Origin of the sequence: Antarctobacter sp., assembly GCF_048262615.1 — a bacterium.
GTDB lineage: Bacteria > Pseudomonadota > Alphaproteobacteria > Rhodobacterales > Rhodobacteraceae > Antarctobacter.
Window position 1 is genome coordinate 91,705 of sequence record NZ_JBLXFB010000002.1, and the last position, 24,229, is coordinate 115,933.

At 65.7% G+C, this 24,229-nt stretch carries 20 protein-coding genes; 12 read left to right on the forward strand and 8 right to left on the reverse strand.

From position 1 onward, the window contains the following. Positions 1–22: 22 nt before the first annotated feature. From ACN0S5_RS02565 to ACN0S5_RS02580, 4 genes are read left to right on the forward strand one after another with little or no spacing between them, the layout of a single operon-like run. Positions 23–1,060 (forward strand): AAA family ATPase, encoded by a 1,038-nt coding sequence (locus ACN0S5_RS02565; RefSeq protein ID WP_417205663.1) that lies wholly within the window; start codon positions 23–25, stop codon positions 1,058–1,060. Further along, the gene (locus tag ACN0S5_RS02570) at positions 1,057–1,935 is read left to right on the forward strand and encodes a DUF58 domain-containing protein (RefSeq protein ID WP_417205665.1); all 879 of its coding nucleotides are present in this window, start codon (positions 1,057–1,059) and stop codon (positions 1,933–1,935) included. Before ACN0S5_RS02565 ends, ACN0S5_RS02570 begins: the two co-directional genes overlap by 4 nt. Beyond that, positions 1,932–4,694 (forward strand): DUF4159 domain-containing protein, encoded by a 2,763-nt coding sequence (locus ACN0S5_RS02575; protein ID WP_417205667.1) that lies wholly within the window; start codon positions 1,932–1,934, stop codon positions 4,692–4,694. Before ACN0S5_RS02570 ends, ACN0S5_RS02575 begins: the two co-directional genes overlap by 4 nt. Before the next feature lie 26 nt (positions 4,695–4,720). Further along, entirely contained in the window at positions 4,721–6,760 is a 2,040-nt protein-coding gene (locus ACN0S5_RS02580) for a glutamine amidotransferase (protein ID WP_417205668.1), read from the forward strand. A gap of 195 nt (positions 6,761–6,955) precedes the next feature. Here the strand turns inward: ACN0S5_RS02580 and ACN0S5_RS02585 are convergent, their stop codons facing one another. The 3 genes from ACN0S5_RS02585 to ACN0S5_RS02595 form a co-directional block, all read right to left on the reverse strand. Beyond that, positions 6,956–7,303, reverse strand: coding sequence for a hypothetical protein (locus tag ACN0S5_RS02585; RefSeq protein WP_417205670.1), 348 nt, complete (start codon positions 7,301–7,303; stop codon positions 6,956–6,958). Positions 7,304–7,365: 62 nt separating this feature from the next. Continuing rightward, positions 7,366–8,082 carry a DUF599 domain-containing protein gene (locus ACN0S5_RS02590; protein ID WP_417205672.1) on the reverse strand — a complete coding sequence of 239 codons (717 nt, stop codon included), beginning with the start codon at positions 8,080–8,082 and terminating at the stop codon, positions 7,366–7,368. Further along, entirely contained in the window at positions 8,082–8,492 is a 411-nt protein-coding gene (locus tag ACN0S5_RS02595; RefSeq protein ID WP_417205673.1) for a CopD family protein, read from the reverse strand. The genes ACN0S5_RS02590 and ACN0S5_RS02595 overlap by 1 nt, the downstream gene beginning before the upstream one ends. Positions 8,493–8,630: 138 nt before the next feature. Here ACN0S5_RS02595 and ACN0S5_RS02600 point away from each other — a divergent pair, with 138 nt between their 5' ends. The 8 genes from ACN0S5_RS02600 to ACN0S5_RS02635 all read left to right on the forward strand — a co-directional run bounded on the left by ACN0S5_RS02600 (position 8,631) and on the right by ACN0S5_RS02635 (position 16,246). Further along, positions 8,631–10,079: an FAD-linked oxidase C-terminal domain-containing protein gene (locus tag ACN0S5_RS02600; protein ID WP_417205675.1), complete on the forward strand. Its 1,449-nt coding sequence runs from the start codon at positions 8,631–8,633 to the stop codon at positions 10,077–10,079. A 102-nt stretch (positions 10,080–10,181) separates the two neighbouring features. After that, positions 10,182–11,312, forward strand: coding sequence for an FAD-binding protein (locus tag ACN0S5_RS02605; protein WP_417205677.1), 1,131 nt, complete (start codon positions 10,182–10,184; stop codon positions 11,310–11,312). Beyond that, the gene (locus ACN0S5_RS02610; protein ID WP_417205679.1) at positions 11,312–11,650 is read left to right on the forward strand and encodes a hypothetical protein; all 339 of its coding nucleotides are present in this window, start codon (positions 11,312–11,314) and stop codon (positions 11,648–11,650) included. Before ACN0S5_RS02605 ends, ACN0S5_RS02610 begins: the two co-directional genes overlap by 1 nt. 1 nt (position 11,651) lies before the next feature. Beyond that, positions 11,652–12,935: a glycolate oxidase subunit GlcF gene (gene glcF / locus ACN0S5_RS02615; protein WP_417205681.1), complete on the forward strand. Its 1,284-nt coding sequence runs from the start codon at positions 11,652–11,654 to the stop codon at positions 12,933–12,935. An 87-nt stretch (positions 12,936–13,022) separates the two neighbouring features. After that, positions 13,023–13,814, forward strand: a complete 792-nt coding sequence (locus ACN0S5_RS02620; RefSeq protein WP_417205683.1) for a trypsin-like serine peptidase — start codon at positions 13,023–13,025, stop codon at positions 13,812–13,814. After that, a complete protein-coding gene (locus ACN0S5_RS02625) occupies positions 13,811–14,617 on the forward strand; it encodes a trypsin-like serine peptidase (protein ID WP_417205685.1) in 807 nt (268 codons plus the stop codon). The genes ACN0S5_RS02620 and ACN0S5_RS02625 overlap by 4 nt, the downstream gene beginning before the upstream one ends. Positions 14,618–14,750: 133 nt before the next feature. Beyond that, complete coding sequence (locus ACN0S5_RS02630; protein ID WP_417205687.1) at positions 14,751–15,230, forward strand: Hsp20 family protein; 480 nt, start codon at positions 14,751–14,753, stop codon at positions 15,228–15,230. Positions 15,231–15,343: 113 nt separating this feature from the next. Further along, on the forward strand, positions 15,344–16,246 hold the full coding sequence (locus tag ACN0S5_RS02635; RefSeq protein ID WP_417205689.1) for a LysR family transcriptional regulator: 903 nt from the start codon (positions 15,344–15,346) through the stop codon (positions 16,244–16,246). Between the two features lie 103 nt (positions 16,247–16,349). Here ACN0S5_RS02635 and ACN0S5_RS02640 read toward each other — a convergent pair whose 3' ends face one another. The 5 genes from ACN0S5_RS02640 to ACN0S5_RS02660 all read right to left on the reverse strand — a co-directional run bounded on the left by ACN0S5_RS02640 (position 16,350) and on the right by ACN0S5_RS02660 (position 24,212). Further along, positions 16,350–18,074, reverse strand: a complete 1,725-nt coding sequence (locus tag ACN0S5_RS02640; protein ID WP_417205691.1) for a GMC family oxidoreductase — start codon at positions 18,072–18,074, stop codon at positions 16,350–16,352. A 224-nt stretch (positions 18,075–18,298) separates the two neighbouring features. After that, the gene (locus ACN0S5_RS02645) at positions 18,299–20,467 is read right to left on the reverse strand and encodes an esterase-like activity of phytase family protein (protein WP_417205693.1); all 2,169 of its coding nucleotides are present in this window, start codon (positions 20,465–20,467) and stop codon (positions 18,299–18,301) included. A gap of 130 nt (positions 20,468–20,597) precedes the next feature. Beyond that, positions 20,598–22,700 carry a YfbK domain-containing protein gene (locus ACN0S5_RS02650; protein ID WP_417205694.1) on the reverse strand — a complete coding sequence of 701 codons (2,103 nt, stop codon included), beginning with the start codon at positions 22,698–22,700 and terminating at the stop codon, positions 20,598–20,600. Continuing rightward, positions 22,697–23,227: an RNA polymerase sigma factor gene (locus ACN0S5_RS02655; protein ID WP_417205696.1), complete on the reverse strand. Its 531-nt coding sequence runs from the start codon at positions 23,225–23,227 to the stop codon at positions 22,697–22,699. The genes ACN0S5_RS02650 and ACN0S5_RS02655 overlap by 4 nt, the downstream gene beginning before the upstream one ends. Before the next feature lie 199 nt (positions 23,228–23,426). Beyond that, positions 23,427–24,212, reverse strand: a complete 786-nt coding sequence (locus ACN0S5_RS02660) for an alpha/beta hydrolase (protein ID WP_417205698.1) — start codon at positions 24,210–24,212, stop codon at positions 23,427–23,429. Between the last annotated feature and the right edge of the window lie 17 nt (positions 24,213–24,229).

The following is a 24,229-nucleotide window of genomic DNA, read 5'->3' on the forward strand; positions in this document are numbered from 1 at the left end:
CATAGTTACCCAAAGAGATAGCATGAAGTGGAGAGATGACATGTCCGATCACGCCGGTTCGACCGAGGATCTGGTCGCCGAGATCGAGGCGCTGGAAGACAAGCTGGCCCGCGCCAAGCAGTCGATCACCGCGCGCTTTATCGGTCAGGAACGGGTCGTTGACCTGACCCTCTCCGCCCTGCTGTGTGGTGGTCACGCCCTGCTGATCGGCCTGCCGGGCCTTGGCAAGACGCGGCTTGTGGAAACGCTGTCGACGGTGATGGGCCTGAACGGCAATCGCGTGCAGTTCACGCCGGATCTGATGCCTGCCGATATTCTGGGCTCTGAGGTGCTGGAAACCGGCAATGACGGCACCCGCACCTTCAAATTCATTCAAGGCCCGATATTTTGCCAGCTTCTGATGGCGGATGAGATCAACCGCGCCTCGCCCCGGACGCAATCGGCGCTGTTGCAGGCGATGCAGGAAAAGCAGGTCACGGTGGCCGGCCAGACCCGCACGCTGGAGGCCCCGTTCCACGTGCTCGCCACCCAGAACCCGATCGAACAGGAAGGCACCTATCCGCTGCCCGAGGCGCAGCTGGACCGCTTTCTGGTGCAGATCGACGTGGCCTATCCCGACCGCGCGACAGAGCGCGACATCCTGCTGGCCACCACCGGCACCGAAGAGGCGCAATCGCATGGCGTCTTTACCGGGCCGGAACTGATCGCCGCGCAGCACCTGCTGCGGCGGATGCCGGTGGGCGACGCCGTGGTCGAGATGATCCTTGATCTTGTCCGCGCGTTCCGCCCGGATGATCCCTCTGCGCCCGAACGGGTCAGGGACATCGTCGCATGGGGCCCCGGCCCGCGCGCGGCGCAGGCGCTGATGCTGACTGTACGGGCCCGCGCCCTGTTGCAGGGGCGTCTGGCCCCCTCGCCCGAGGATGTGCTGAACATGGCCAAACCCGTTCTGGTGCACCGGATGGCGCTGTCCTTCTCGGCCCGCGCGCGGGGTGAGGATCTGGGCACGCTGATTGATGAGGTTGCCGCAGGTCTGCGTCCGTCCGAGGCCGCAGCGTGACGGCCACCGTCGCCCATCTGCGCACCCGTGCGCAGGAAGAAGCCGGACGCTTTCCCGCGCTGCTGGCCCGTGCCGAACACTTGGCGGGCACCGTCCTTTTGGGCGAACACGGGCGGCGGCGCTCTGGTCTGGGTGACGATTTCTGGCAGTACCGCCCGCTTCAGGCGGGCGACAGCTATCGCTCTATCGACTGGCGGCGTTCGGCCCGAGGCGATGAGCAATTTGTCCGGGAACGCGAATGGCAGATCGCGCAAAGCGTGCAGATCTGGGTCGATCCCGGTGCCTCTATGCGCTTTTCCAGCCACAAGAACCTGCCGACCAAGGCGGACCGCGCGCGGCTGGTGGCGCTGGCCGCCTCGATTCTGCTGATCCGGGGCGGAGAGCGTGTCGGCCTGACCGGCTGGCGCCTGCCGCCCCGGCGTGGCGATTTGCAGACCCTGCGACTGGCCGAGATGTTCGCCGAAGACGGCGAAGACGATTACGCCGCCCCCGAGGCGCGCGGCATGTTGCCCAACGCCAAGGCACTGTTTGTGTCGGATTTCCTCAGCGATGTAGAACCGGTCGAGGCGGCGCTGACCAAGGCGGCGGATCGGGGCGTGCGCGGCGTGTTGTTGCAGGTTCTGGACCCCACCGAAGAGGCGTTTCCCTTTGACGGGCGCACCATCTTTGAAAGCGTGAACAAGACAATGCGCCATGAAACGCTGAAGGCGGGCGACCTGCGAGAGACCTATCTGCAACGGTTGGCAGAGCGGAAGGCGCGGCTGGACGCGATCTGTCGCGTGACCGGCTGGCAGCATTTCACCCATCACACGGACCAGACCGCGCAATCGGCCCTTCTGTGGGTTTACCGCGCGCTGGACGGGAGCCAAGGATGACCCTTTTCGGCCTGATCGGTTTCACGACGCCATGGCTCTTGCTGGGGCTGCTTGCCCTGCCGATCCTCTGGATCATCCTGCGGGCGGTGCCGCCCGCGCCGATCCGGCGGATGTTTCCCGGTGTGGTGCTGCTGCTGGGCCTCAAGGATGAGGAACAGGTCACCGACCGCACGCCGTGGTGGCTGCTCTTGCTGCGGATGCTGGCGGTGGCGGCGGTGATCATCGGGCTGGCCGGTCCGGTCCTGAACCCCGACAACGATGGCGAGGTTGCGGGCGATGCGCCGCTGCTGGTCCTGATGGATGCCAGCTGGGCCTCTGCCGCCGACTGGCGCGGGCGGATGATCGCGCTGGACGGGCTGCTGGCAGAGGCTGGGCGCGATACGCGCCCCGTGGCGCTGATGCGGCTGACGGACCCGACGCCGGTGCAATTTCTCAGCGCCGATGTCTTGCGCACCCGCCTGTCGGGCATTCAGCCAGAGCCGTGGCAGCCCGACGCCGAAAGCACGGAACGCGCCATCGGCTTCTTGCCCGAAACGCGCTTTGACACCTACTGGATGTCCGACGCGCTGGACCGCGAAGGCCGCGCACCGCTGCTGGCCGCCTTGGAATCCAAAGGCCGTGTGACGGTGTTCGAGGCCCCCCGCACGCTGTACGCGCTGGAACCGGCGCAGGTGTCAGAGGGCAATCTGCTGATCACCGCCCGCCGCCTGCGCGATGGCGGCACCACCGAGGTCACGCTGGCGGGACATGGCAAAGACCCGGCGGGCAATCCGGCGGTGCTGACCCGCAATACGCTGAGTTTTGAGGCCGGGATGCTGGAGACAACGACCGAAATCGCCCTGCCGGCCGAGCTGCGCGCCCGCATCGAGCGGTTCGAGATCGAAGGCACCCGCAGCGCCGGGGCCGTCACCCTGCCCGACGATAGCCTGCGCCGCCGTGAGGTCGCCTTGATCGCGGGCAGCACCGACCGTGAGGGGCTGGAGCTGCTGTCGCCGCTGCACTACCTGCAAAAGGCACTGGTTCCCACCGCCGACCTGCTGGACGGGGCCTTGCTGGACATCCTGCCCGCCAACCCGGACGTGATCATCCTTGCCGATGTGGCGACCCTGTCGGCGGCTGAGGAAGACGCCGTTCTGGAATGGCTGGACAAGGGCGGGATGCTGTTGCGGTTTGCCGGGCCGCGCCTTGCCGCGTCGGACATCAGCCGCGACCGCGAAGACCCGTTGATGCCGGTGCGCCTGCGCGCCGGGGGCCGCACCGTGGGCGGCGCGATGAGCTGGGGAGAGCCGAAATCGCTGGCCCCCTTCCCCGCAGAAAGCCCGTTCTTCGGGCTGGCCGTGCCCTCGGACGTCACCGTCAACAGTCAGGTCATGGCACAGCCCGACCCGACACTGGCCTCCCGCGTGGCGGCGCAACTGTCAGATGGCACCCCGCTGGTCACGCGCAAGGCCGTGGGGCAAGGGCAGATCGTCCTGTTCCACGTCACCGCCAACGCCGAATGGTCGACCCTGCCGCTGTCGGGCCTGTTTGTGCAGATGCTGGAACGGCTGGCGGTCTCCTCTGCCGCCGCACAGCCAGAGATCGAGGATATGGAAGGCACCGTCTGGCAGCCGATCCGCGTGCTGGACGCCTTTGGCCGCCCGCGTGAGGCCGGAACCCTGCCCGGCGTCGATGGTCCCGACCTGATCGGGTCGCCGCTAGGCCCCGATCTGCGGCCCGGTGTCTATCAGGGCGAGGATCGCAGCCTTGCCCGCAACGTGGTGACGGCGGACACCGACCTGACCCCGATGGTCTGGCCCGAACGCATCCCGGTGCAGGGCATCGCCCGCCCGCAGGAGAAACCCTTGGCCGGTTGGCTGCTGGCCGGGGCGATTGCGCTGCTGCTGGCCGATGTGATCGCCTCACTGGCGCTGTCGGGTCGCCTGCGCGGCGCGGTGTCGGCGAGTGTTGTTCTTGTGGCGCTGATGTTGCTGCCGCAGGACGGACAGGCGCAAACCGCCGAGGAACGCGCCGCCATCGCCGCCACATCCGAGGTGGTTCTGGCCTATGTGATCACCGGCGATGACACGGTCGACGACCTGTCCCTTGCCGGGCTGCGCGGCCTGTCGGAGACGCTGTATTTCCGCACATCGGTCGAACCGAACACGCCTGTCGGTGTGAACCTCGAAACCGATGAACTGGCCTTTTACCCGATGATCTACTGGCCGATCACCGCCAGCCAGCCGACACCCTCGCGCGAAGCCTATGCCAAGCTGAACACCTATCTGCGCACGGGCGGCATGATCGTTTTCGACACCCGCGACGCCGATATCGCCGGGTTCGGCGCGGCCACCCCGGAAGGCCGCAAGCTGCAACAACTGGCCGCCCCGCTGGACATCCCGCCGCTGGAGCCGGTGCCAGAGGACCACGTCCTGACCCGCACCTTTTACCTGTTGCAGGATTTTCCCGGCCGCTACGTCGGGCGTGAGGTCTGGGTCGAGGCCGCGCCGCCGGATGCCGAACTGATCGAGGGCATGCCGTTTCGCGACCTCAACGACAACGTGACGCCGGTGGTGATCGGCGGCAACGACTGGGCCTCCGCATGGGCGATGGACGAACGCGGCAACCCGCTGGTCCCGCTTGGCAGCGGCTTTACCGGCGAACGCCAGCGTGAGATCGCCTACCGCTTTGGCGTGAACCTTGTGATGCATGTGCTGACCGGCAACTACAAATCCGACCAGGTCCATGTCCCCGCCCTTCTTGACCGCCTGGGTCAATAAAACTGGGCCAATAAGCGAGAGCAGAGATGAACGGACAGATCGTATTCGACCCGCTGCTGCCCTGGGCGGTGATCGCCGTGCTGGCGGCGCTGGCGCTGCTCGGCACCGGGCTGGCGCTGTGGCGCGGGCTGTCGGGCTGGGCGCTGCGCTTTCTGGCCGGTGTCGTGCTGGTCGGCGCGCTGGCGCAACCGTCTTACCAGATCGAGGACCGCGCGCCTTTGGCGGATATCGTGTTGATGCTGGTGGATGAAACCGCGTCGCAGATGCTGGCCGAACGGGCGCAGATCACGGCAGAGGCCGCCGACACGATGGAGGCGCGCCTGCTGGCCCGCCCCAACACAGAGGTGCGGCGCATCCCTGTCCGCGACGGCGAAGGCGACGCCGGGACGCTTTTGATGACGGCGCTGTCGAATGCCTTGGCCGAGGAACCGCGCGGACGCATCGCGGGTGTCGTCCTGTTGTCCGATGGCCGTCTGCATGACCTTGAACGCGCCCCCGACCTGCCCGCGCCGATGCATCTGCTGATGACCGGGCTTGAACAGGACTGGGACCGGCGGCTGATCGTGCGCAATGCCCCTGCCTTTGCGATCCTTGGCGAAGAGGTCGCACTGACCCTGCGGATCGAGGATGATGGCGCATCGCCGGGGGATGCGGGCACGCAGATCCTGATCTCGATCGATGGCGCGGCACCTGACGCCTACACGGTCCCGATTGGCGAGGATCTGACCCTGCCGATCACCCTGCCCCACGGCGGGTTGAACGTGATCGAGTTTACCGTGCCAGAGGCCGAGGGCGAGTTAACCGACCGCAACAACAAGGCCTTGGTGCAGATCAATGGCGTGCGCGACCGGCTGCGGGTGTTGCTTGTGTCTGGTGAGCCGCATGCGGGCGGGCGGACGTGGCGGAACCTGCTGAAGTCTGACTCCAGCGTCGATCTGGTGCATTTCACCATCCTGCGGCCGCCGGAAAAGCAGGACGGTGTGCCGGTCAATGAACTGTCGCTGATCGCCTTCCCGACGCGAGAGCTGTTTCTGGAAAAGATCAACGATTTCGACCTGATCATCTTTGACCGCTACAAGCGGCGTGGCATCCTGCCTGCGATCTACCTCGATAACGTGCGCAATTATGTCGAGCAGGGCGGCGCAGTGCTGGTCGCGGCGGGGCCGGATTTTGCCTCGGCGGATTCGATCTATCGCTCGCCGCTGGCGGATATCCTGCCCGCAGAGCCGACGGCGCGCGTGGTGGATCAGGGCTATCGCCCTGCCGTCACCGAGCTTGGCCTGCGCCATCCGGTGACCTCTGGCCTGCAAGGGGCGGAGACTTGGGGCCGCTGGCTGCGGCAGATCGAGGTGGAGCCGATCAAGGGCGATGTGGTCATGTCCGGCGTGGATGAGCGGCCCTTGCTGGTGCTGGACCGTGTGGGCGAGGGGCGCGTGGCGCTGCTGGCCTCGGATCAGGCGTGGCTGTGGAATCGCGGCTATGAGGGCGGCGGGCCGCAATTGGACCTGCTGCGGCGGCTGGCGCACTGGATGATGAAGGAGCCGGAACTGGAGGAAGAGGCGCTGTGGGCCGAGCCTGCGGGACAGAGCATGCGGATCATCCGGCGGACGCTGAATGAATTTGTCGGCTCTGTGACGGTGGTCACGCCCTCGGGCGATGAAGTGCAGGTGCCGTTGGAAGAGGTCAGTCCGGGGCGCTATGAGGCGATTTACGACGGGCCAGAGATCGGGCTGTACCGGCTGGAAGAAAACGCGCTGTCCGCCGTTGTGGGCCTTGGCCCTTCTGCGCCGCGAGAGTTCATTCAGACCATAGCCAGCGGGGCCGCTTTGACGCCGATGATCGAGGGTCTGCGCGGCGGGGTGATGCGGCTGGAAGAGGGGTTACCCTCAATCCGTGAGGTGCGGGCCGGGCGGCCTGCGGCGGGGCGGGGGTGGATCGGGCTGACCCCGCGCGAGGCCTATCAGACGCTGGATGTGCGGCAGACGCCTTTGGCCCCGGAATGGCTGGTCCTGCTGCTGGCGGCGGGGTTGATCGTGGGGGCCTGGCTGCGTGAGGGGCGGAGCTAGGGGCCCAGGTTGAGACGGTGCCGGGCTGAAGCCCGGCCTACGGCTCGATAGGGATTTGGTCGTATGGGTTTTGCGGTGTCCACACGTGGACAGCTTACCGGTCACGGAATATCAATGGGTTACAGAGACGGTTTTACCAATCGTTAGGAAATGACCCCCAAAGCACGAGGGGGGTGCGGCGGGGTGAACCCCGCCCTACGGCAAGTTCAGAACCTGCGTTTCCTCGGACCAGCCATCGACCAGACAGCGGGCGCGGATGCGCACCTCTGTTGTCCCTGCGGGGATGCGAATGCCCGATTGCGACCGGGTGAACGGCTGTTCGGTTTCATGCGGGTGCGCCAACACGCGGGTGGCCAGCACCGTGCCATCGGGCAGTTCCACCCGCCAGCCATCGGCATAGTGATCCCAGCCGGTGTCCGGGTGGCGCAGGGTGACGGACACGCGCCAACTGTCGCCGCTGGGCTGGGCGGTGGCCCCTTTGATTACCGGAGCTTCGGCATGGAGCGGGGCCGCAAGCAGCAGCAGGGGAATCAGGACACGCATATCGGCAGGCTATCAGACCGCCCCGCCGGACGGGAACACGAAGCGCGGAGCAGGCGGTGCGGTCAGCGCTCAAACCTCGGCTTATCCCCCGGTTCCAGCAGGACCGCCCGCGACTGTGAGGCAAATTCACGCCGCAGGATCACCGCCAGCGTGACCAGCGTTGTCAGCATCAGCACAATCGGCCCCAACAGCCAGCCCGCCGCGGCGATGCCGAAATAGACCGAGCGCAGCCCGCGATTGTAGCTGCGCCCGCCGGTGACGTTGATCTCACCGGCCTTGCGGGCGCGGACGCGGGTTGCGGGGTCTGTGGCATCCTCGGAGACCGCCGCCATCAGCACCGAGGTGTAGCCGAACAGCCGGTGCGCCCAGACGAATTTCAAGAAGGCATTGGCCGCGAAGAGCAGCATCAGCATCAGCTTGATCTCGAACACCACCACCGGGTCGACGCTGGGCGACAGATCCTGCGCCACGCCGCGCAACTGGTCGGCATTGCCCAGCAGGGCAAAGCCGCCGCCGATGGCGATCATGCTGGCCGAGGCGAAAAAGGCGGTGCCCTGCCGCAGGCTGGCCACGATCTGCGAATCGAAGATGCGCGGCTGGCGGGTGATAAAGACCTCCATCCACGCGCGCCGGTAGTCGGCCATCAGAACTGAGGTCGAGGGGCGGCTTTTCGGCGGGTTTTCAATCAGGCGGGTGGCCCCGGCCCATGACAGCGCCAGCAGGATCAGGGCCGCCACGTCCCACAGGGTAAACCCGGCGCTGAGGGTCGCCCAGTCCATCAGAAGGGTTTGACCACGACGACCCAGAGGATCGCGATGACGCCGATCACACTGACCTCGTTGAAGATGCGCAGGAACATGTCGCTTTCGCGGAAGGTGCCGTGTTTTGCCCGCGCCACCAGACGCCCGGTCCAGACGTAATGCCCCGCCAGCAGCGCCACGAGCGCGATCTTGACGTGGGTCCAGACCGGAAAGCCCCAGTCCCATGCCAGCCACAGCCCGGTGACGACCGCGATCACGCCCAGACCGGCGGAAAAGCGGTACAGCCGATAGGTGAGATCGCCCAATGGGCCGTTTTCGCCCAGCCGAGTATGTTCACGCTTCCAGTAGATCAGCGCGCGCGGTACGGCAAAGATGGAGGTCATCCAGCCCATGACGCACAGGAGATGTATGATCTTGACCCAATTCATGTCCGCACCTGACCCTTTAGGCGATAAAATGGCAAGATGCCGCGCCGTTGCCAGTGGATTCGCGGTGGTGTGACCGGCGTTTTGGTTATATCTTCTTACCAATCGACCCGTATCGCCGCGTGCAGAGGAGAAAACCCCATGCAGATGCCAGAGCCGAACAAGGCCGTTCTTGCCCGCAAGGACCGGATTGTCGAGAGGCTGCGGACTGTGCTGCCCGCCGACCGGGTGATTGCCGATGAGGCCGAAACGCGCGCCTATGAATGCGACGCGCTGACCGCCTATCGCTGTCCGCCTTTGGCGGCTGTGCTGCCGTCCTCGACCGAGGAAGTGTCGGCGGTGCTGAAGGTCTGCCATGAGGAGGGCGTGCCGGTGGTGCCGCGCGGGTCGGGGACATCGCTAGCGGGGGGCGCGCTGCCGACGGCGGATTCGGTGATTCTGGGTGTGGCGCGGATGAACGCGGTGCTGGAGGTCGATTACGCCGACCGCATCATCCGGGTGCAGACCGGGCGCACCAACCTAAGCGTGACCGGCGCGGTGGAGGAAGACGATTTCTTTTACGCGCCCGACCCGTCCTCGCAACTGGCCTGCGCCATCGCGGGCAATATCGCGATGAATTCCGGCGGCGCGCATTGCCTGAAATACGGCGTGACGACCAACAACCTGCTGGGGGTGACCATGGTGCAGATGGACGGCACCGTGGTCGAGATCGGCGGCGCGCATCTGGACGCCGGGGGGCTGGACCTCTTGGGGCTGATCTGCGGATCAGAGGGCCAGTTGGGCGTGGTGACAGAGGCGACGCTGCGCATCCTGCGCAAGCCCGAGGGAGCGCGGCCGGTGCTGATGGGGTTCGATTCCAACGAGGTGGCGGGGGCTTGTGTGTCCGACATCATCAAGGCCGGTGTCCTGCCGGTGGCGATCGAGTTCATGGACCGGCCCTGCATCCGCGCCACCGAGGAATTTGCGCAGGCGGGCTATCCGGACTGTGAGGCGCTGCTGATTGTCGAGGTCGAGGGCAGCCCGGAGGAGATCGACGAGCAACTGGGCAAGATCCTTGCCATCGCGCGGCGGCACGATCCGGTGGAACTGCGCGAGGCCAAGGATGCGGATGAGGCGGGACGGATCTGGCTGGGCCGCAAATCGGCCTTTGGCGCGATGGGAAACATCAACGATTACATGTGTCTGGACGGCACGATCCCGGTGAACGAACTGCCCTATGTGCTGAAACGGATCGGCGAGATGTCCAAGGAGTTCGGGCTGGACGTGGCCAATGTGTTCCACGCGGGCGACGGCAATATGCACCCGCTGATCCTGTTCGACGCCAACAAGCCCGGCGATCTGGAACTGTGCGAGGCCTTTGGCGCGGAGATCCTGAAGCTCTGTGTCGAGGTGGGCGGCTGCCTGACCGGCGAGCACGGCGTGGGTATCGAAAAGCGCGACCTGATGGTGGATCAATACGCCACGGCGGATCTGGAGGCGCAGATGGCGGTGAAGGATGTGTTTGATCCCGATTGGCTGCTGAACCCGGCCAAGGTGTTCCCCTTGGCCTCGTCCGAGGGGCGGCGCGTTCTGCGGATGGCGGCGGAATGAGAGACGATTTTTCTGCGAAAAATCGATGGGGGCGTTGCCCCCGTCGCCCGAGGGCGACTCCCCCGGAGTATTTGACCAGAGAAGAAGCCAGGAGCGTGGCGCATGAGACCTGAGAGCGAAGCGGAACTGGCGGAGATGATTGCCGGGGCGGCGGAGCCGTTCCATATCCGGGGTGGCGGGACGCGGGCGATTGGGCTGACGACGGCCCCGCAGGTGCTGGAGACCGGCGGGCTGACGGGGATCACCCTGTATGAGCCGGGTGCCTTGACGCTGGTGGCGCGGGCGGGGACGCCTTTGGTCGAGATCGAGGCGGCCTTGGCCGCCGAGGGGCAGCGGCTGGCGTTTGAGCCGATGGACCATCGCGGTTTGTTGGGCACGGCGGGTGTGCCGACGATTGGCGGCGTTGTGGCCGCCAATGTGAGCGGGCCGCGCCGGGTGCAGGCGGGGGCGTGCCGGGATTTCATGCTGGGGGTGCGGTTTGTCGATGGCACCGGGCAGGTGGTGAAGAACGGCGGGCGGGTGATGAAGAACGTCACCGGCTATGATCTGGTCAAGCTGATGAGCGGTTCGTGGGGCACTTTGGGTGTATTGACGGAGGTCAGTCTGAAGGTGTTGCCGCAGCCCGAGACCTCTGCCTGCGTGATGATCGACGGGTTGAGCGAGGCAGCGGCGCAGGAGGTGATGAGCCGTGCTGTGACCTCTCCGTTCGAGATCACCGGGGCGGCCCATGCGCCGGGGGGTCCGGGGGATCAGCCGTTGACGGTGTTGCGGATCGAGGGGTTTGCCGGGTCGGTCAGCTATCGTTTGGGGCGCTTGCGGGAGATGTTTTCGGATCATGCGGTGCGGGTCGAGACGGATGCGCACCGCGTGGCCGCGCTGTGGCGCTGGGTCCGTGACGTGGAGATGATGCAGGGCACCGGGGGCGATGTCTGGAGGCTGTCGGTGCGGCCAAGCGCGGCTCCTGGGCTGGTGGCCGATCTGCGGGCGCGGCATGACATTCACCGTGTCCTGTACGATTGGGCCGGGGGGTTGATCTGGGTCGAATGCGCGTCGGGGACGGACCTGCGCCCCGAGGGGCTGAGCGGGCACGCCACGCTGATCCGCGCGGCGGAAGAGACCCGGCTGACCCTGCCGGTGTTTCAGCCCGAACCGCCCGCCGTTGCCGCCCTGACGCAGGGCATTCGCGCGCGCTTTGACCCCAAGGGGGTGCTGAACCCCGGACTCATGGCCTGATGGGGCATCCCGCGCTCATCGGTTTTGTCGTGGCTTTTGTGGCCGGTCCGCTGCTGGTGGCGGCGCTGTTGCGCCTGCCCGCCACGCTGGCGGTCTTGGTGGCGCTGTCTCTGGCGGTGATCTGCACGGCGGCGCTGGCGGTTGTGCTGCAAAGCCGCAGCCCGCTGGGCGCGCTGATGTCCTTTTGGGTCGGCTGGGTTGTGGCGGTGGCCATGGTGGCGCAGGCGCTGCGCCGCCACTTGCCCGGACGCTCTGCCCGGCGATTGATCTTGTTGGGGGCGCTGATGGCCGCCCCCCTCCCCTGGTTCGGCCTTGCCACGGCCCAAATGATGGACTGACATGCAGACGCATTTTACCGAAGAGCAACTGAAAGACGCGGGCACCGCGCGCGCCAACCAGATCCTGCGCAGTTGTGTGCATTGCGGGTTCTGCACCGCGACCTGCCCGACCTATCAGGTTCTTGGCGATGAGTTGGACAGCCCGCGCGGGCGTATCTACCTGATCAAGGACATGCTGGAAAATGAGCGGGTGCCCGACGAACGCACGGTCAAGCATATCGACCGCTGCCTGTCCTGTCTGGCCTGTATGACCACTTGCCCGTCGGGGGTGCATTACATGCATCTGGTCGACCATGCGCGGGAATACATCGAAAAACACTATGACCGGCCGTGGCACGACAAGGCGCTGCGCTGGATGCTGGCCAAGATCCTGCCCTATCCGGGGCGGTTCCGGCTGGCGCTGCTGGGGGCGAAGATCGGCAAGCCGTTGCGCCGGTTCATCCCCGATGTGCGGCTGCGCGCCATGCTGGACATGGCACCGGACACCATTCCGCCGGTCAGCCGCAATGACGACCCGCAATGCTTTGCGCCCAAGGCCGAGAAAAAGATGCGCGTCGCGCTGATGACGGGTTGTGCGCAAAAAGCGCTGAACACCGACATCAACGATGCCACGATCCGCCTGCTGACGCGGCTGGGTTGTGAGGTGGTGGTGGCCAAGGGGGCGGGCTGTTGCGGCGCGCTGACCCACCACATGGGCAAGACCGATGAGAGCCACGCAAGTGCCGCCAAAAACATCCGCGCATGGACGGCGGAAATGGCCGGTGAGGGGCTGGACGCCATCGTGATCAACACCAGCGGCTGCGGCACCACGGTCAAGGATTATGGCCACATGTTTGCCCAAGACCCGCTGGCCGGGGATGCCGCGAAGGTGGCGGGCATGGCGATGGACATCAGCGAGGTGCTGTCGCGGCTGGAGATCCCCGCAGGCGCGCCCAAGGGGCTGCGCGTGGCCTATCACGCGGCCTGTTCGCTGCAACACGGGCAAAAGGTGAAGAGCGCCCCCAAGGACCTGCTGAAGCGCGCCGGGTTCGAGGTGGTCGAGCCTGCCGACAGCCATCTGTGCTGTGGCAGTGCGGGCACCTACAACCTGATGCAGCCGGAGATTTCCAAGCAGTTGAAGGCGCGCAAGGTGCAGACCCTTGAGGCGAAAAAGCCCGATGTGATCGCCGCCGGAAACATCGGTTGCATGATGCAGATCGGCGGCGGCACAGAGGTGCCGGTGGTGCATACGGTCGAATTGCTGGACTGGGCGACGGGAGGGCCCAAGCCGCGATCGTTGACGTGACAAGAACAGACTGTCTTTGCGGCGGAATTGCCTCATTTTTGCCAAGATGCCGTGAGAATTTTATACGCAAAGGTATAGGGATTTCGCGTGCGGCTCTTTTTGGTTGTTTTTCTCTGGCTGCTGGGCACCTCGGCGGGGGCACAGGGCCTTTTCAGAATGGACTCGGCTCAGGACGGTCGCGGGTGGGAGGCGGTCGGTCGGATCGAGATTGCCGGAACCTCTTTTTGCACCGGCGCGCTGATCGGCCCGCGTCTGGTGGTGACGGCGGCGCATTGCCTGTTTGACCCGGAAACCGGCGCGCGGGTGCCGGTGGACCAGATGCAGTTCCTTGCCGGATGGCGCAACGGGCGGGCGGCGGCCTATCGGCGCGTGCGCAAGGCGGTGCCGCACCCGGCGTTTGCCTATGGCCACGAGGCGGATGCGGACCGGGTGCGTCACGATCTGGCGCTGATCGAGCTGCAACACCCGATCCGCAACACCACCATCACCCCCTTTGACACCGACATCGGCCCCGAACAGGGCGATGCCGTTGGCGTGGTCTCCTACGCGCATGACCGGTCCGAGGCGCCGTCGTTGCAGGAGACCTGCCCGGTGCTGGCGCATCAGGACGGGATGCTGGTGCTGTCCTGCACAGTGGATTTCGGCGCATCGGGATCACCGGTGTTCCGCCTTGGTCCGGACGGGCGGCCCCGGATTGTCTCTGTCGTCTCGTCCAAGGCGCAGGCCAATGGCGCGCCGGTGGCGCTGGCCACGCGGTTGCAGGGCCCGCTGGACGATCTGCGCGACGCGCTGTCCGCCGACCGCGACCCCGGTGCCGGGCTGGACCGGCTGGCCGCGGGGGCGCGGCGCGACACCGGCGCCAAGTTTGTGCGCCCATGAGACGGCTGGCGGTATGGCTCCTGATGGTGCTGGCCGCCCCGGCGGCGGCGCAGACCGCCTTTGACGTGATGGACCGGCGCGGTGAACTGCTAGGCTGGGAGGCGGTCGGGCGGGTCGACACCGGGCGCAGTTTCTGCACCGGGACGCTGATCGCGCGGGATCTGGTGCTGACCGCCGCGCATTGCGTGTTTGACCGCGACGGCACCGAGGTTCCGGCAGAGCGGCTGCGGTTTCGCGCTGGCTATCACCGGGGCACCGAGATTGCCGCGCGAGGGGTCCGGCGCTTTGTGGTGGCCGAGGGGTATCGCGGCGGCGGCGGGCGGCAGTTGAGCGGTCGGATGATCGCAAGGGACGTGGCGCTGCTGCAACTGGACCGCGACATTCACGCCGCCGAGGCGGACCCGCTGGTTGTGCATGATGTCCCTGTCGCGGGTAGCGCCGTCAGCGTGGTGTCCTATGGCGAGGGGCGCGCCGATGTGCTGTCGCGGCAGCGGCGCTGTGACCTGACCAACCAGATGGCGGGCGGGGTGCTGGAGTTCGACTGCGACGTGACCTTTGGCTCTTCGGGATCGCCAGTGCTGGCCAAGGTGGACGGGCGGCTGCGCATCCTGTCGGTGATTTCGGCCATCGCCCCCAACCCGTCGGGGGAACAGCGCGCCTATGGCATGGTGCTGCCCGACCACGTAGCCCGGCTGCGCAGCCGTCTGCGCCGCGAAGAGGCCCAGCCGCAGGCCGGGACCGGCGCGCGGCGGGTGCGTGTGGGCGAGCGCAGCGGCACCGGCGCGCGTTTTGTTCGGCCCTGAGGGTCTTGAAACCGCGCCCACGCTTTCCAAATTCAATGTCATCGGGACGCCTGCAACAGGGTTCCGGTTGATCAGGCGCCTGTCCCGGACGGGAAGGCGCACAGACCCAAGGTATCGCTCAACGGAGGATTCCATGCGACATTACGATTTTGCCCCGCTCTACCGTGCGACTGTCGGTTTTGACCAGATGGCCGACATGCTGGACCGCGTTCTTGCCACTGAGACCGCGCAGCCGGGCTATCCCCCCTACAACATCGAAAAGACCGCCGACGACGCCTATCGCATCTCGATTGCGGTGGCCGGTTTTGCCGAGGATGAGCTGTTCGTCGAGGTAAAGGAACAGGCGCTGGTCGTCTCTGCCCGCAAGGCTGAGAACGGCGATGAGGCCAAGGCGTTCCTGCATCGCGGCATCGCCACCCGTGCGTTTGAGCGCCGCTTCCACCTTGCCGATCATGTGCGGGTGCAGGGTGCGGTGCATGAGAACGGCATGCTGCACATCGACCTCAAGCGCGAGATCCCCGAGGCGCTGAAACCGCGCCGGATCGCCATTGCGCGCCCGCAGGCCGCCGTGGCGGTGCAAAAGGATGTGGTTGACGCCGAAACCGTCAACTGACGCCTTGCCGCGCTTTTGGGCGCGCAAGACACAAGACGCCAAGGCCCCGGAATTTCCGGGGCCTTTTTGCATGAGCGATTGACTTTGACCGCCGGTTCCCCATGCATTCCCGTATGGATTGGCGCTCTGTTACCTTTGACTGGAACCGCGCGCGGGCCTTCCTTGTCACAGCCGAGGAAGGCTCGTTGTCGGCGGCGGCGCGGGCCTTGGGCATGACCCAGCCGACGCTGGGCCGTCAGGTGACGGCGCTGGAAGAAGAATTGGGACTGATCCTGTTCGAACGTGTCGGGCGCGGGTTGGTCCTGACGCAGGCAGGCACCCAATTGATGAGCCACGTTCGCGCCATGGGTGAGGCGGCGGTGGGTGTCTCACTGGCGGCCTCCGGTCAGGCGCAGGCCGCATCGGGCCATGTGGCGGTCACCGCCTCGGAAATCTATTCAAGCTGGCTGTTGCCACAGATCGCCCGCCGTCTGCGCGAGGTCGCGCCCGGCATCACGCTGGAGGTGGTTGCCTCGAACGAAATCCGCGACCTCAAGCGCCGTGAGGCCGATATCGCCATCCGCAATGCCCGCCCCGAGGAACCGGACCTGATCGCCAAGATGGTGGGTGAGGATGAAGGCACGTTTTACGCCTCCTCCGACTATCTGTCCCGGTTTGGTCCGATCACCGGACCCGCGGATCTGGCGCGCGCCGCGTTCATCGGTTTCAAGGACAATGAGGATTTTGCCGAGGCGCTGCGCAAACGCGGCATCCCGGTGACGCCTGCGAGTTTCCCGGTGCTGGCCTCTTCACATGCGGTGCATTGGGACATGGCCCGCGCCGGGATCGGGCTGGGCACGGTGCCTTGTGGTCTGGGCGATGCCGCCCCGGACATGCAACGCGTTCTGCCCGATGTCAGCTTTCGCTATCCCGTCTGGCTGGTGGCGCACCGCGAATTGCGGACCAGCCCACGGGTGCGCATCGTCTGGGAATTGCTGGCCGAAACATTGCCCGGCTTGTTGCGGCAGCCACAGTAACCGGCCGCGGCAACGGGCCAAGGCAACGGGACGTCCTTTGCCGTCGGCGCGGGCGCCGCAGGTTGCTGGGGGCGTGGCGCAGGCCCGGCCCCCAGCGGCCCGGTCAGCCCAGCAGGAACTCGGCGGCGCGTTCACCGATGATGACGGTCGGGGCCATGGTGTTGCCGGTGGTGGCGCGCGGCATCACCGAGGCGTCGGCAATCGTCAGACCGGCCACACCGTGAACCGCAAGGCTTGCATCCACCACGGACATGGCGTCGGTGCCCATCTTGCAGGTACAGCTTTGGTGGAAATAGGTGCCGGCGGCGTTTTTGGCGAACTCCTGCAACTCGGCGGGCGACAGGATACCGGGCATGACCTCGCGTTTCACGAAATCCTTCATCGCCTCGGAATTGCCGATTTCGCGGCACAGCTCGATCGAGCGGACCACCGCCGTGAGGTCGTCGGGATGGGACAGGAACCCCGCATCGACCCGCGCCTGTGCCATGGGGTCGCTGGACTCCAGATAGACGCGGCCCCGGCTTTTCGGACGGACAAGGCCGGGCGACAGGGTCCATGCCCCGGCGGGCGGCGCATAGGCCGGGCCGGTGACCTCAGTCGCATACGGCACCTCGATCTGAAAGGGCTGCATGTCGGGGCCATCCAGCGCGCTGTCGCTTTTCCAGAAAAACGTCGCCTCGGCCAAGCTGTTGCGCGGCGGCTGCGGCTCTTTGTATTCCCAGATGCAGCCCGCGACCAGAACGTGATCCTGAAAGTTCTCGCCGACGCCGGGCAGGTCGACAAGGGTGTCGACCCCGATACGATCCAGTTCCGCCTGCGGCCCGATCCCCGAAAGCATCAGGATCTTGGGCGTGTTGATGGCCCCTGCCGCCAGCACAACATGGCCCGCGCGCACCGATTGCATTTGTCCCTCACGGACAAAGTTCACGCCCTTGGCGGTTGTGCCTTCGAGGATCAGGCTGGTGGCCTCGGCCCCGGTCAGCAGGGTGATGTTGTCCTGTTTCAGCACCGGATACAGGTAACTTTGCGGGATATTGACCCGGCGTCCCTCGCGGATACGCACATTGGCCAGCGCGGCACCGCCTTCGCGTTCCATCATGACACCGTTCATGTCGGCATAAGCGGGGATGCCGACGCTTTCGCAGGCGGTCAACATCGCCGGGGCGATCGGGTTCGGGTCCTGCACCTGCTCGACCCAGAGCCGCCCGCCGGTGCCGCGACGGGCCTCGTCCGGGGTGCCCTGCCAGTCCTCGATCCGCTTGTAGATCTCCAGCACCGAGTCGTAGTTCCAGCCGTCGTCGCCGGCCTCGGCGGCCCACATGTCGAAGTCGTTCTTGTGGCCGCGCGCCCAGATCTGCACGTTGATCGAAGAGCCGCCGCCGACAACCTTGCCCATCGGCAGGATCAACTGTCGGCTGTTCACGCTGTCGGCGGCATCGGCGGTGTGGCCCCAGTCGCGTTCGCCGCGCAGGTTGGTGGGCCACATGGCGGGGTTCAGCACCGCCTCGACCTGATCGGTCTGCCCGGCCTCCAGCACCAGCACAGAGGCCCCGCTTTCGGCCAGACGCCCGGCCACGGTGGCGCCGCCGGTGCCCGACCCGACAACCACGTAGTCATAGCTGTCGGCCAGAGTCCGCGCGTTGTACAACTGGGTGATTGCGGCGTCGCCGCCCTCTTGCGCCATGGCGCTGACGGCACTCATCGAGGCCCCGGTGGCAAGCGCCAACTGCATGAAACGCCGACGACCGATGCGACCGCGATAAAGCGCGGCTTCCAGCGCATTGAGAATATCCCCCGCGGCAAGCGGGTTAGGGGTTTTTGTGAACATGATCTCTCCTCCCAGAGGTGCCGTGGCTGCGGCCGATAATGCACTATTGTGCATCTCATCCACAAGAGTTGCAGCACAAAGGGCTTGAGGCAAGCTTTCTGTGAGCCACTATGCACCAAAGTGCCGGTCTGTCCGAAAAGGGGCGGCCGGGCGGAGGCGCGTTTAAAACGCAAAACCGCCCCGTGGTGTCCCACGGGGCGGGTGTCACTTGCGGTCAGGATGGTCTAGAGCCTGAACATCCAGAACAAGGTTTCGCCCGAGCTGTCGTCGACGCCGTCATTGTCGGTGGAGACCCAGACGGTGCCGTCCTCGAAGATGGCCAGACCTTCGACCTTGTCCACGACATAGCCGCCGTAGGATTTCAGGTCGGGGATCAGGTCACGCACCTCTTCCTTGGTGACCACGGGCAGGTCGGCGCCCAGCGCGGCGGGGGTCATGTCGGTCATGGGGATGCGGTAGATCTTTTTCGTCACCGCATTGGCACCGATCTGGTTGTCCCGTTCGATCACGTAGACAAAATCGCCATGCGCCACGATTTCCGACAGGCCGACCCAGCCCTTGGCCGGTTCCGCCTTGGGGTAGAGGACCGCGCCCCATTCCTGTGTCTCGATGTTGTACGACACCAGTTTGACGTGATTTGCCGGGTCGTCCTGCCATTCACGTTGAACGGCCATCCAGAGGGTGTCACCGACCTTGGTGATGCCCTCGAACCCGAATCGTTTTTCGACGGCGGTCAGCTCTGCCGGGATCATGATCTCGGCGGAATTGGTCTTGATCAGCCCGTCTTTGGTGACGTGATAGAGGGCGTGCGGGATGCCGCGTTCGGTGCGGCCCTCGGAGGCGACCCAGAAGCCGCCGTTGCCGTCCAGCGTGATGCCTTCGAGGTCCAGCTTTTGCGCCGGGTCGCCGTTGGCGCGGTGGATCACGATGGCGTCGACGATGCGGGCCGGGGTCTGCGTGGTGTCGATCTTGAAGATCGTCGGCTGGAAACCGTAAAAGCTGTCGTTCACGGCCCAGACGATGCCGTCCTTATCGGCCACCATGCCAGAGATGGCACCCCAGCCGATCAGGCGGTCGGCCCCTGCGGAGGTCAGTGTCGGGTACATCGCGTCGGCATTCTGGTATTCGAAGATCATGACATGGGCACGCACGCCGCCGTCCTCGATCAGGTCGGTCTCATTGGCGGAGACCAGCAGATTGCGCGCGGGGATGGCGACATAGCCTTCGGGTCCGATGCCCGAGGGCAGGATTTGTTTCAGGACCGGGGCGGCGGGGTCGGTGACGTCATAGACGCCCACGGCAGAGCCGCGTTCGGAGCCGACAAACACCAGTGGGGTGCCGTCGAACACGGCGGTTTCGATGGATTCGGGCTCGACGCCTTTGGCGTCAGAGCGTTTGTCCGGGTAGTGGCCGATCTGGATCAGCGCGTGCTCAAACGAGGCACCGGATTCGTAGGTGACGGTGCCGTCCTTGTTGAAGATGGTCCAGCCGCGCGAGCCGCCGTCCATGTCGCCCTCGTTGGCGATGGCGAAATGCGTGTCGTCGATCCATTTGACGGCGTCGGGTTCGCGTTTGCGGCCCTTTTGCGATGTGTCGAAGTTCAGCGCGCCGCGTTCGTCCAGCGTGTCGATCTTGTCGAGGTCCACGGCACCGGCGGAGAAGTGGTTGAGGATCGACCCGTCGGCGGCAACCACCACAAGGTGGTTGTTTTCCTGCATCGTCACGATGGTTTCGCCCAGCGCGTTGATGTCGACGAACTCGGGCTCGGGGTCTTCGGGGGCGATGTCGGCAAGGCCGGTCATCTCGACCTTGATCAGGTCGTCACAGGTCAGCGCGCCGTCGGTGATGTCGCCGATGACAAGGAACCCGGCAGGCAATTGGCCGACGCGGCCGTCGCCGAGGTCTTCGTCACGCTCGTTCTCGATGGCAATGGAGATGCGGGTGCCGTCCTTGGACACCGCGACCGAATCCGGCTGGCCGCCGAGGTCGCAGGTGGCGGTGATGTCGCCGGTCAGCACGTCGACCACGGCAAGGTGGCCCGAGGGGGCGGTGTAGCTGGCGGAGGTGTTTACGCCGACAAAGGCGGTGCTGCCGACGATGCCGACGGAGGTCGGCTCACCCTTCAGCGCCACGTTGCCCAGCGGGGCCGGGTTGGCGGGGTCGGTGATGTCGATGCGGCCCAGAGCGCCCAGCGGGCTGTCGGTGTAGACCAGCGTCATGCCGTCTGCGGTCGCGGCGATGATCTCGGCCGAGGTTTCGCGCGCGCTGTCTTCGCCATCCGCCATGTTCAGGTAGGTCGCGAACGAGGCGATGCGGTTGAAGTTCTTGTCTGCCATCGCGGTGCCGGCGGTCAGAGCCAGCGCCGAGGTCAGGCAAAGGGTGCGGAAAAGCATGGGGTCCCCCCGTTTGTGAATACTCGGGGCAGTGACGCCGGGAGGTAACAGGGGCGTGACGGAGATATGACGGAAAGGTTAAAAGGTGGCGGGAGGGATGAGGCCCCGGGTCAAGCCCGGGGCGCGCGGGTCACTTTTTCAGGCTCTCGGTCAGGCGCATCAGGGTGATCGCCTCCTGGCGGTAGCCGAAGGGGTCATCGCCCTTGGAGGCCTGCGCCAGTGCGATGGCGTCGCCCATGCTCCAGTCGCCGATCAGGTCGGAGCCGCGCAGGATCTGGCCAAAACCGGCGATGGCCAGCGCCCAGTTGCCTTCGGCCAGCGGGGCTGCATCGGCGTTGATCGGGGTTTCGATCAGCTTGCTGGTGTCTTCACCCGGCGTCTTGTAGCGCAGGCGCAGAAAGCCCAGTTCGCCGGTTTCATCGGTCACTGGCTGGGCGTCGCCAGCGGCATAGCGCAGCGGGTCGGTCATGCGGGCAGGAGACCCCACCGGTGTGATCGCGTAGATCGCCGTCACCTGATGGCCTGCGCCGATCTCACCGGCGTCGACCTTGTCGTTGTTGAAATCCTCACGCTTCAGCGCGCGGGTTTCATAACCGATCAGGCGGTATTCGGCGACGAGGGCCGGGTTCCATTCGACCTGAATCTTGACGTCATTGGCGATGGGCACCAGTGCGCCGGTCAACTGGTCCACCAGCACCTTTTGCGCCTCGGCCAGCGTGTCGATGTAGCTGGCAATCCCGTTGCCGGTCTGCGCCAGCGCCTGCATGGTGGCGTCGTCCAGATTGCCACGGCCAAAGCCGAGAACGGACAGATAGGTGCCCTCATCGCGCTTGTCGGCAATGAAATCCTTGAGCGCGTCGGGATCGCTGATGCCGACGTTGAAATCGCCATCGGTGGCAAGGATCACGCGGGAAACCGCATCCTCTTCGCCATCCTTGGCCATCTTGGCGGCGGTGGCATAGGCCTGTTGCAGACCGGCCTGCCCGGCGGTCGACCCACCCGCGTGCATCGACTCTAGTGCTGCAAGGATCGTGTCGCGCTCTGTCGCCTTGGTCGGCTCCAGCGCAAGGCCCGCGCTGCCCGCGTAGGTCACGATGGCGATGGTGTCGTTTTCCCCCAGTTGGCCCAGCATCAGCCGGAAACTCTGCTTCAGAAGCGGCAGCTTGGTCGGGTTGTTCATCGAGCCAGAGGTGTCGATCAGGAACACAAGGTTCATCGGCGGACGTTCATCCGGCAACATGCCTTGCAGGCCGATGTGGACGATCTGCGTCCCGTCCACCCACGGGCTGTCCGACACGCCAACATGGGTGGCAAAGGGCGCGTCACCCTCGGGCGCGGGGTAGTCGTAGGAGAAATAGTTCACCATCTCCTCGATCCGCACAGCGCCTTCGGGCGGCAGCATGCCCCGGCTGAGAGAGTTGCGGATCATCGACCACGACGCGGTGTCCACGTCGATGGAAAAGGTCGAGACCGGGGCCTCTGCCGTGACCTTGATCGGGTTGTCCTCTGCGTCGGGGAAGGCCTCTGTGTCGGGGTCGGGGCGGACGATTTGATCGGGGACGGGGATCGGCAGGGGCCGGGTTGCAGGCATGCCGCCCTCAAAGTTGAACACCCCGGTTTCAAGGCTGACCGACGGGGCCGCCCCCGGTGAGGCGGGCGCCGGGGCGCGCATACGCGATGCCCCGGCTGGCGCCATGGGCTGCGGCGACGGCGCAGCCATCGGACGCCCGACCTTGGCCGCACCGGGATCGGCGGCGCGTCTGTTCATCACAACCGGCGCATCAAAGGCAAGGTCCAGCGTTTCCTCCAGCGCTTCGGGCTCCACCGGGGTCTGTGCGGGGGCAACGACAACACGGTCGTCAGCTTTGACGTCAGGTTTGGCGACGGGTTCGACGACGGGCTTGGCGTCCGGCTTGCTGACCGGGATCACGTCAATCTCGGGCGGTTGGCTGTTCTGCAATACAGGGATTAACGCCACCATGGCGACGGCGGCAATGGCCGTGGTTGCGGTCAGAAGTCCGCGGTTTGAAATCTTGGCAAACATCAGTTTGGCTCCTCTGAAAATGCCCGCCTTTTCGGTGGGCTCAGAGGTCTGACGCGCCAGATCAGCCGTTTCTTGGGCGCGGTCGAAATTTTTCATCGCCAGCGCGATGGCGGCGGCACGTTTATCCGGATCGGGGCCCGGCAGGCCCGCGTCGAATGCGCGCTTGAGATCGTCCAGATCGTCGCTCATGCCTCGGCCTCCTGCATCGCCTTCAGTTTCTTCTTGGCCTCCGAGATCCGCCAGCTGACGGTCCCCTCGGACACCTCAAGGATCTGCGCCGCCTCTGCATGGGTCACCCCATCCAGAACCAGCGCCACGGTTTCGCGCAGATCGACCGTGAGACGTTTCATCGCCTCCATCAACCAGTCGATCCGCTCTGCCGTCTCCGAGATTTCGGCCCGGCGCGCCAGTTCCCAGTCACCCCAGCCATCGGCGGCGCGGGCATGGGTGCTGTGGCGCCGGAACCGGTCCCGGGCAGCATTCACCGTGATGCGATAGAGCCATGTGGTCAGCTTGGCCTCTCCCCGATAGCTTTGCAGCTTGGCGGGCAGGGCGGCGCAGATGTCCTGCGCCAGATCCTCGGCCTCTGTCCGGCTGCCGGTGAGTTTTACCGCATAACCATAGACACGGTCGTAAACCCGGCCCACCAGCAGGGCAAAGGCCTGCCGGTCACCACTCGCTGCCGCGCGGGCAAGGGATTCGTCGCTGACTTCCATGCGCATCACATGAGTGAGACGCAGCCCATGGCGCAATCCTTGGATACCTTACCAGGTTTTTTTGACCTCGCCCCGCCTGTGGGTCGCTGGCGGGACGCAAAAGTTATTTTGTGGGTATTTTTCCCAGAGAAGAAGCCAGGGCGCTTTCGCGTGTTTCTTCTCTGGGACAAATACCCAAAGCGACGCCGCCGGGCGCGGCTCAGTCGGACAACAGCCGCGCCACCATCTCGCTGTCCGGGTCTGCAAGTGCGTCGATCACATCGAAATGATGTTTGTCCGCCTCCACCACCAGCCCGCACTCCCAGACCCTGGACAGTTTGCGCGCCTGATCCAGCAAGGCGGGGCGTTCATCGGCCCCGACCCAGACCGTCACCGGACAGGCAGGCGGCGGCGAGAAAATCGGGCTTTCGGCCCGTGCCTCTGCCGCGTCGATGCGCAGATCGGCATTCATTTCGGTTTGCATCAGGGGCCGCAGGTCCGACAGCGGCGAGATCGGCAGGATATGGGCCAGCCGCGCGGCCACCTCCGGCTCCAGCGCCGCTGCCATGCGCGCCACCAGGTGCCCGCCCGCCGAATGGCCCGTCAGCCGCACCGGCCCCGGTATTTCTGATGCCGCCACCGTCACCGCATTGGCGACCTGCCGGGTGATGTCGGAAATGCGCACCCTTGGACAAAGGTCATAAGACGGCATCGCCACCGCCCAGCCTTGCACCCGCGCGCCTTCGGCCAGATGCGACCAGCTGGAGCGATCAAACCGCAGCCAATAGCCACCGTGGACAAAGACCACCAACCCTTTGGGGCGTGCATCCGGAAGGAACAAATCCAGCGCGCAGCGCGTTCCATGACCGTACATCAGCCCAAGACGCGCCCGCCCCGCGACCGACAGCCGCTTGCGATAGGTTCCGGCGGTGGCGGCCCAGCGCGGGGGATAGGCGTCACCATCCGGGATATGGGCCCCAATGGCGTATGCGTCTGTGAGGTCCATCACTTTCTCCATTTTGG

Coding starts and splice junctions, on each gene's coding strand:
- ACN0S5_RS02565 (WP_417205663.1), top strand. CDS start 23: ATGAAGTGGAGAGATGACATGTCCGATCACGCCGGTTCGACCGAGGAT.
- ACN0S5_RS02575 (WP_417205667.1), top strand. CDS start 1,932: ATGACCCTTTTCGGCCTGATCGGTTTCACGACGCCATGGCTCTTGCTG.
- ACN0S5_RS02580 (WP_417205668.1), top strand. CDS start 4,721: ATGAACGGACAGATCGTATTCGACCCGCTGCTGCCCTGGGCGGTGATC.
- ACN0S5_RS02585 (WP_417205670.1), bottom strand. CDS start 7,303: ATGCGTGTCCTGATTCCCCTGCTGCTGCTTGCGGCCCCGCTCCATGCC.
- ACN0S5_RS02590 (WP_417205672.1), bottom strand. CDS start 8,082: ATGGACTGGGCGACCCTCAGCGCCGGGTTTACCCTGTGGGACGTGGCG.
- ACN0S5_RS02595 (WP_417205673.1), bottom strand. CDS start 8,492: ATGAATTGGGTCAAGATCATACATCTCCTGTGCGTCATGGGCTGGATG.
- ACN0S5_RS02600 (WP_417205675.1), top strand. CDS start 8,631: ATGCAGATGCCAGAGCCGAACAAGGCCGTTCTTGCCCGCAAGGACCGG.
- ACN0S5_RS02605 (WP_417205677.1), top strand. CDS start 10,182: ATGAGACCTGAGAGCGAAGCGGAACTGGCGGAGATGATTGCCGGGGCG.
- ACN0S5_RS02610 (WP_417205679.1), top strand. CDS start 11,312: ATGGGGCATCCCGCGCTCATCGGTTTTGTCGTGGCTTTTGTGGCCGGT.
- glcF (WP_417205681.1), top strand. CDS start 11,652: ATGCAGACGCATTTTACCGAAGAGCAACTGAAAGACGCGGGCACCGCG.
- ACN0S5_RS02625 (WP_417205685.1), top strand. CDS start 13,811: ATGAGACGGCTGGCGGTATGGCTCCTGATGGTGCTGGCCGCCCCGGCG.
- ACN0S5_RS02630 (WP_417205687.1), top strand. CDS start 14,751: ATGCGACATTACGATTTTGCCCCGCTCTACCGTGCGACTGTCGGTTTT.
- ACN0S5_RS02635 (WP_417205689.1), top strand. CDS start 15,344: ATGGATTGGCGCTCTGTTACCTTTGACTGGAACCGCGCGCGGGCCTTC.
- ACN0S5_RS02640 (WP_417205691.1), bottom strand. CDS start 18,074: ATGTTCACAAAAACCCCTAACCCGCTTGCCGCGGGGGATATTCTCAAT.
- ACN0S5_RS02645 (WP_417205693.1), bottom strand. CDS start 20,467: ATGCTTTTCCGCACCCTTTGCCTGACCTCGGCGCTGGCTCTGACCGCC.
- ACN0S5_RS02650 (WP_417205694.1), bottom strand. CDS start 22,700: ATGAGCGACGATCTGGACGATCTCAAGCGCGCATTCGACGCGGGCCTG.
- ACN0S5_RS02655 (WP_417205696.1), bottom strand. CDS start 23,227: ATGGAAGTCAGCGACGAATCCCTTGCCCGCGCGGCAGCGAGTGGTGAC.
- ACN0S5_RS02660 (WP_417205698.1), bottom strand. CDS start 24,212: ATGGACCTCACAGACGCATACGCCATTGGGGCCCATATCCCGGATGGT.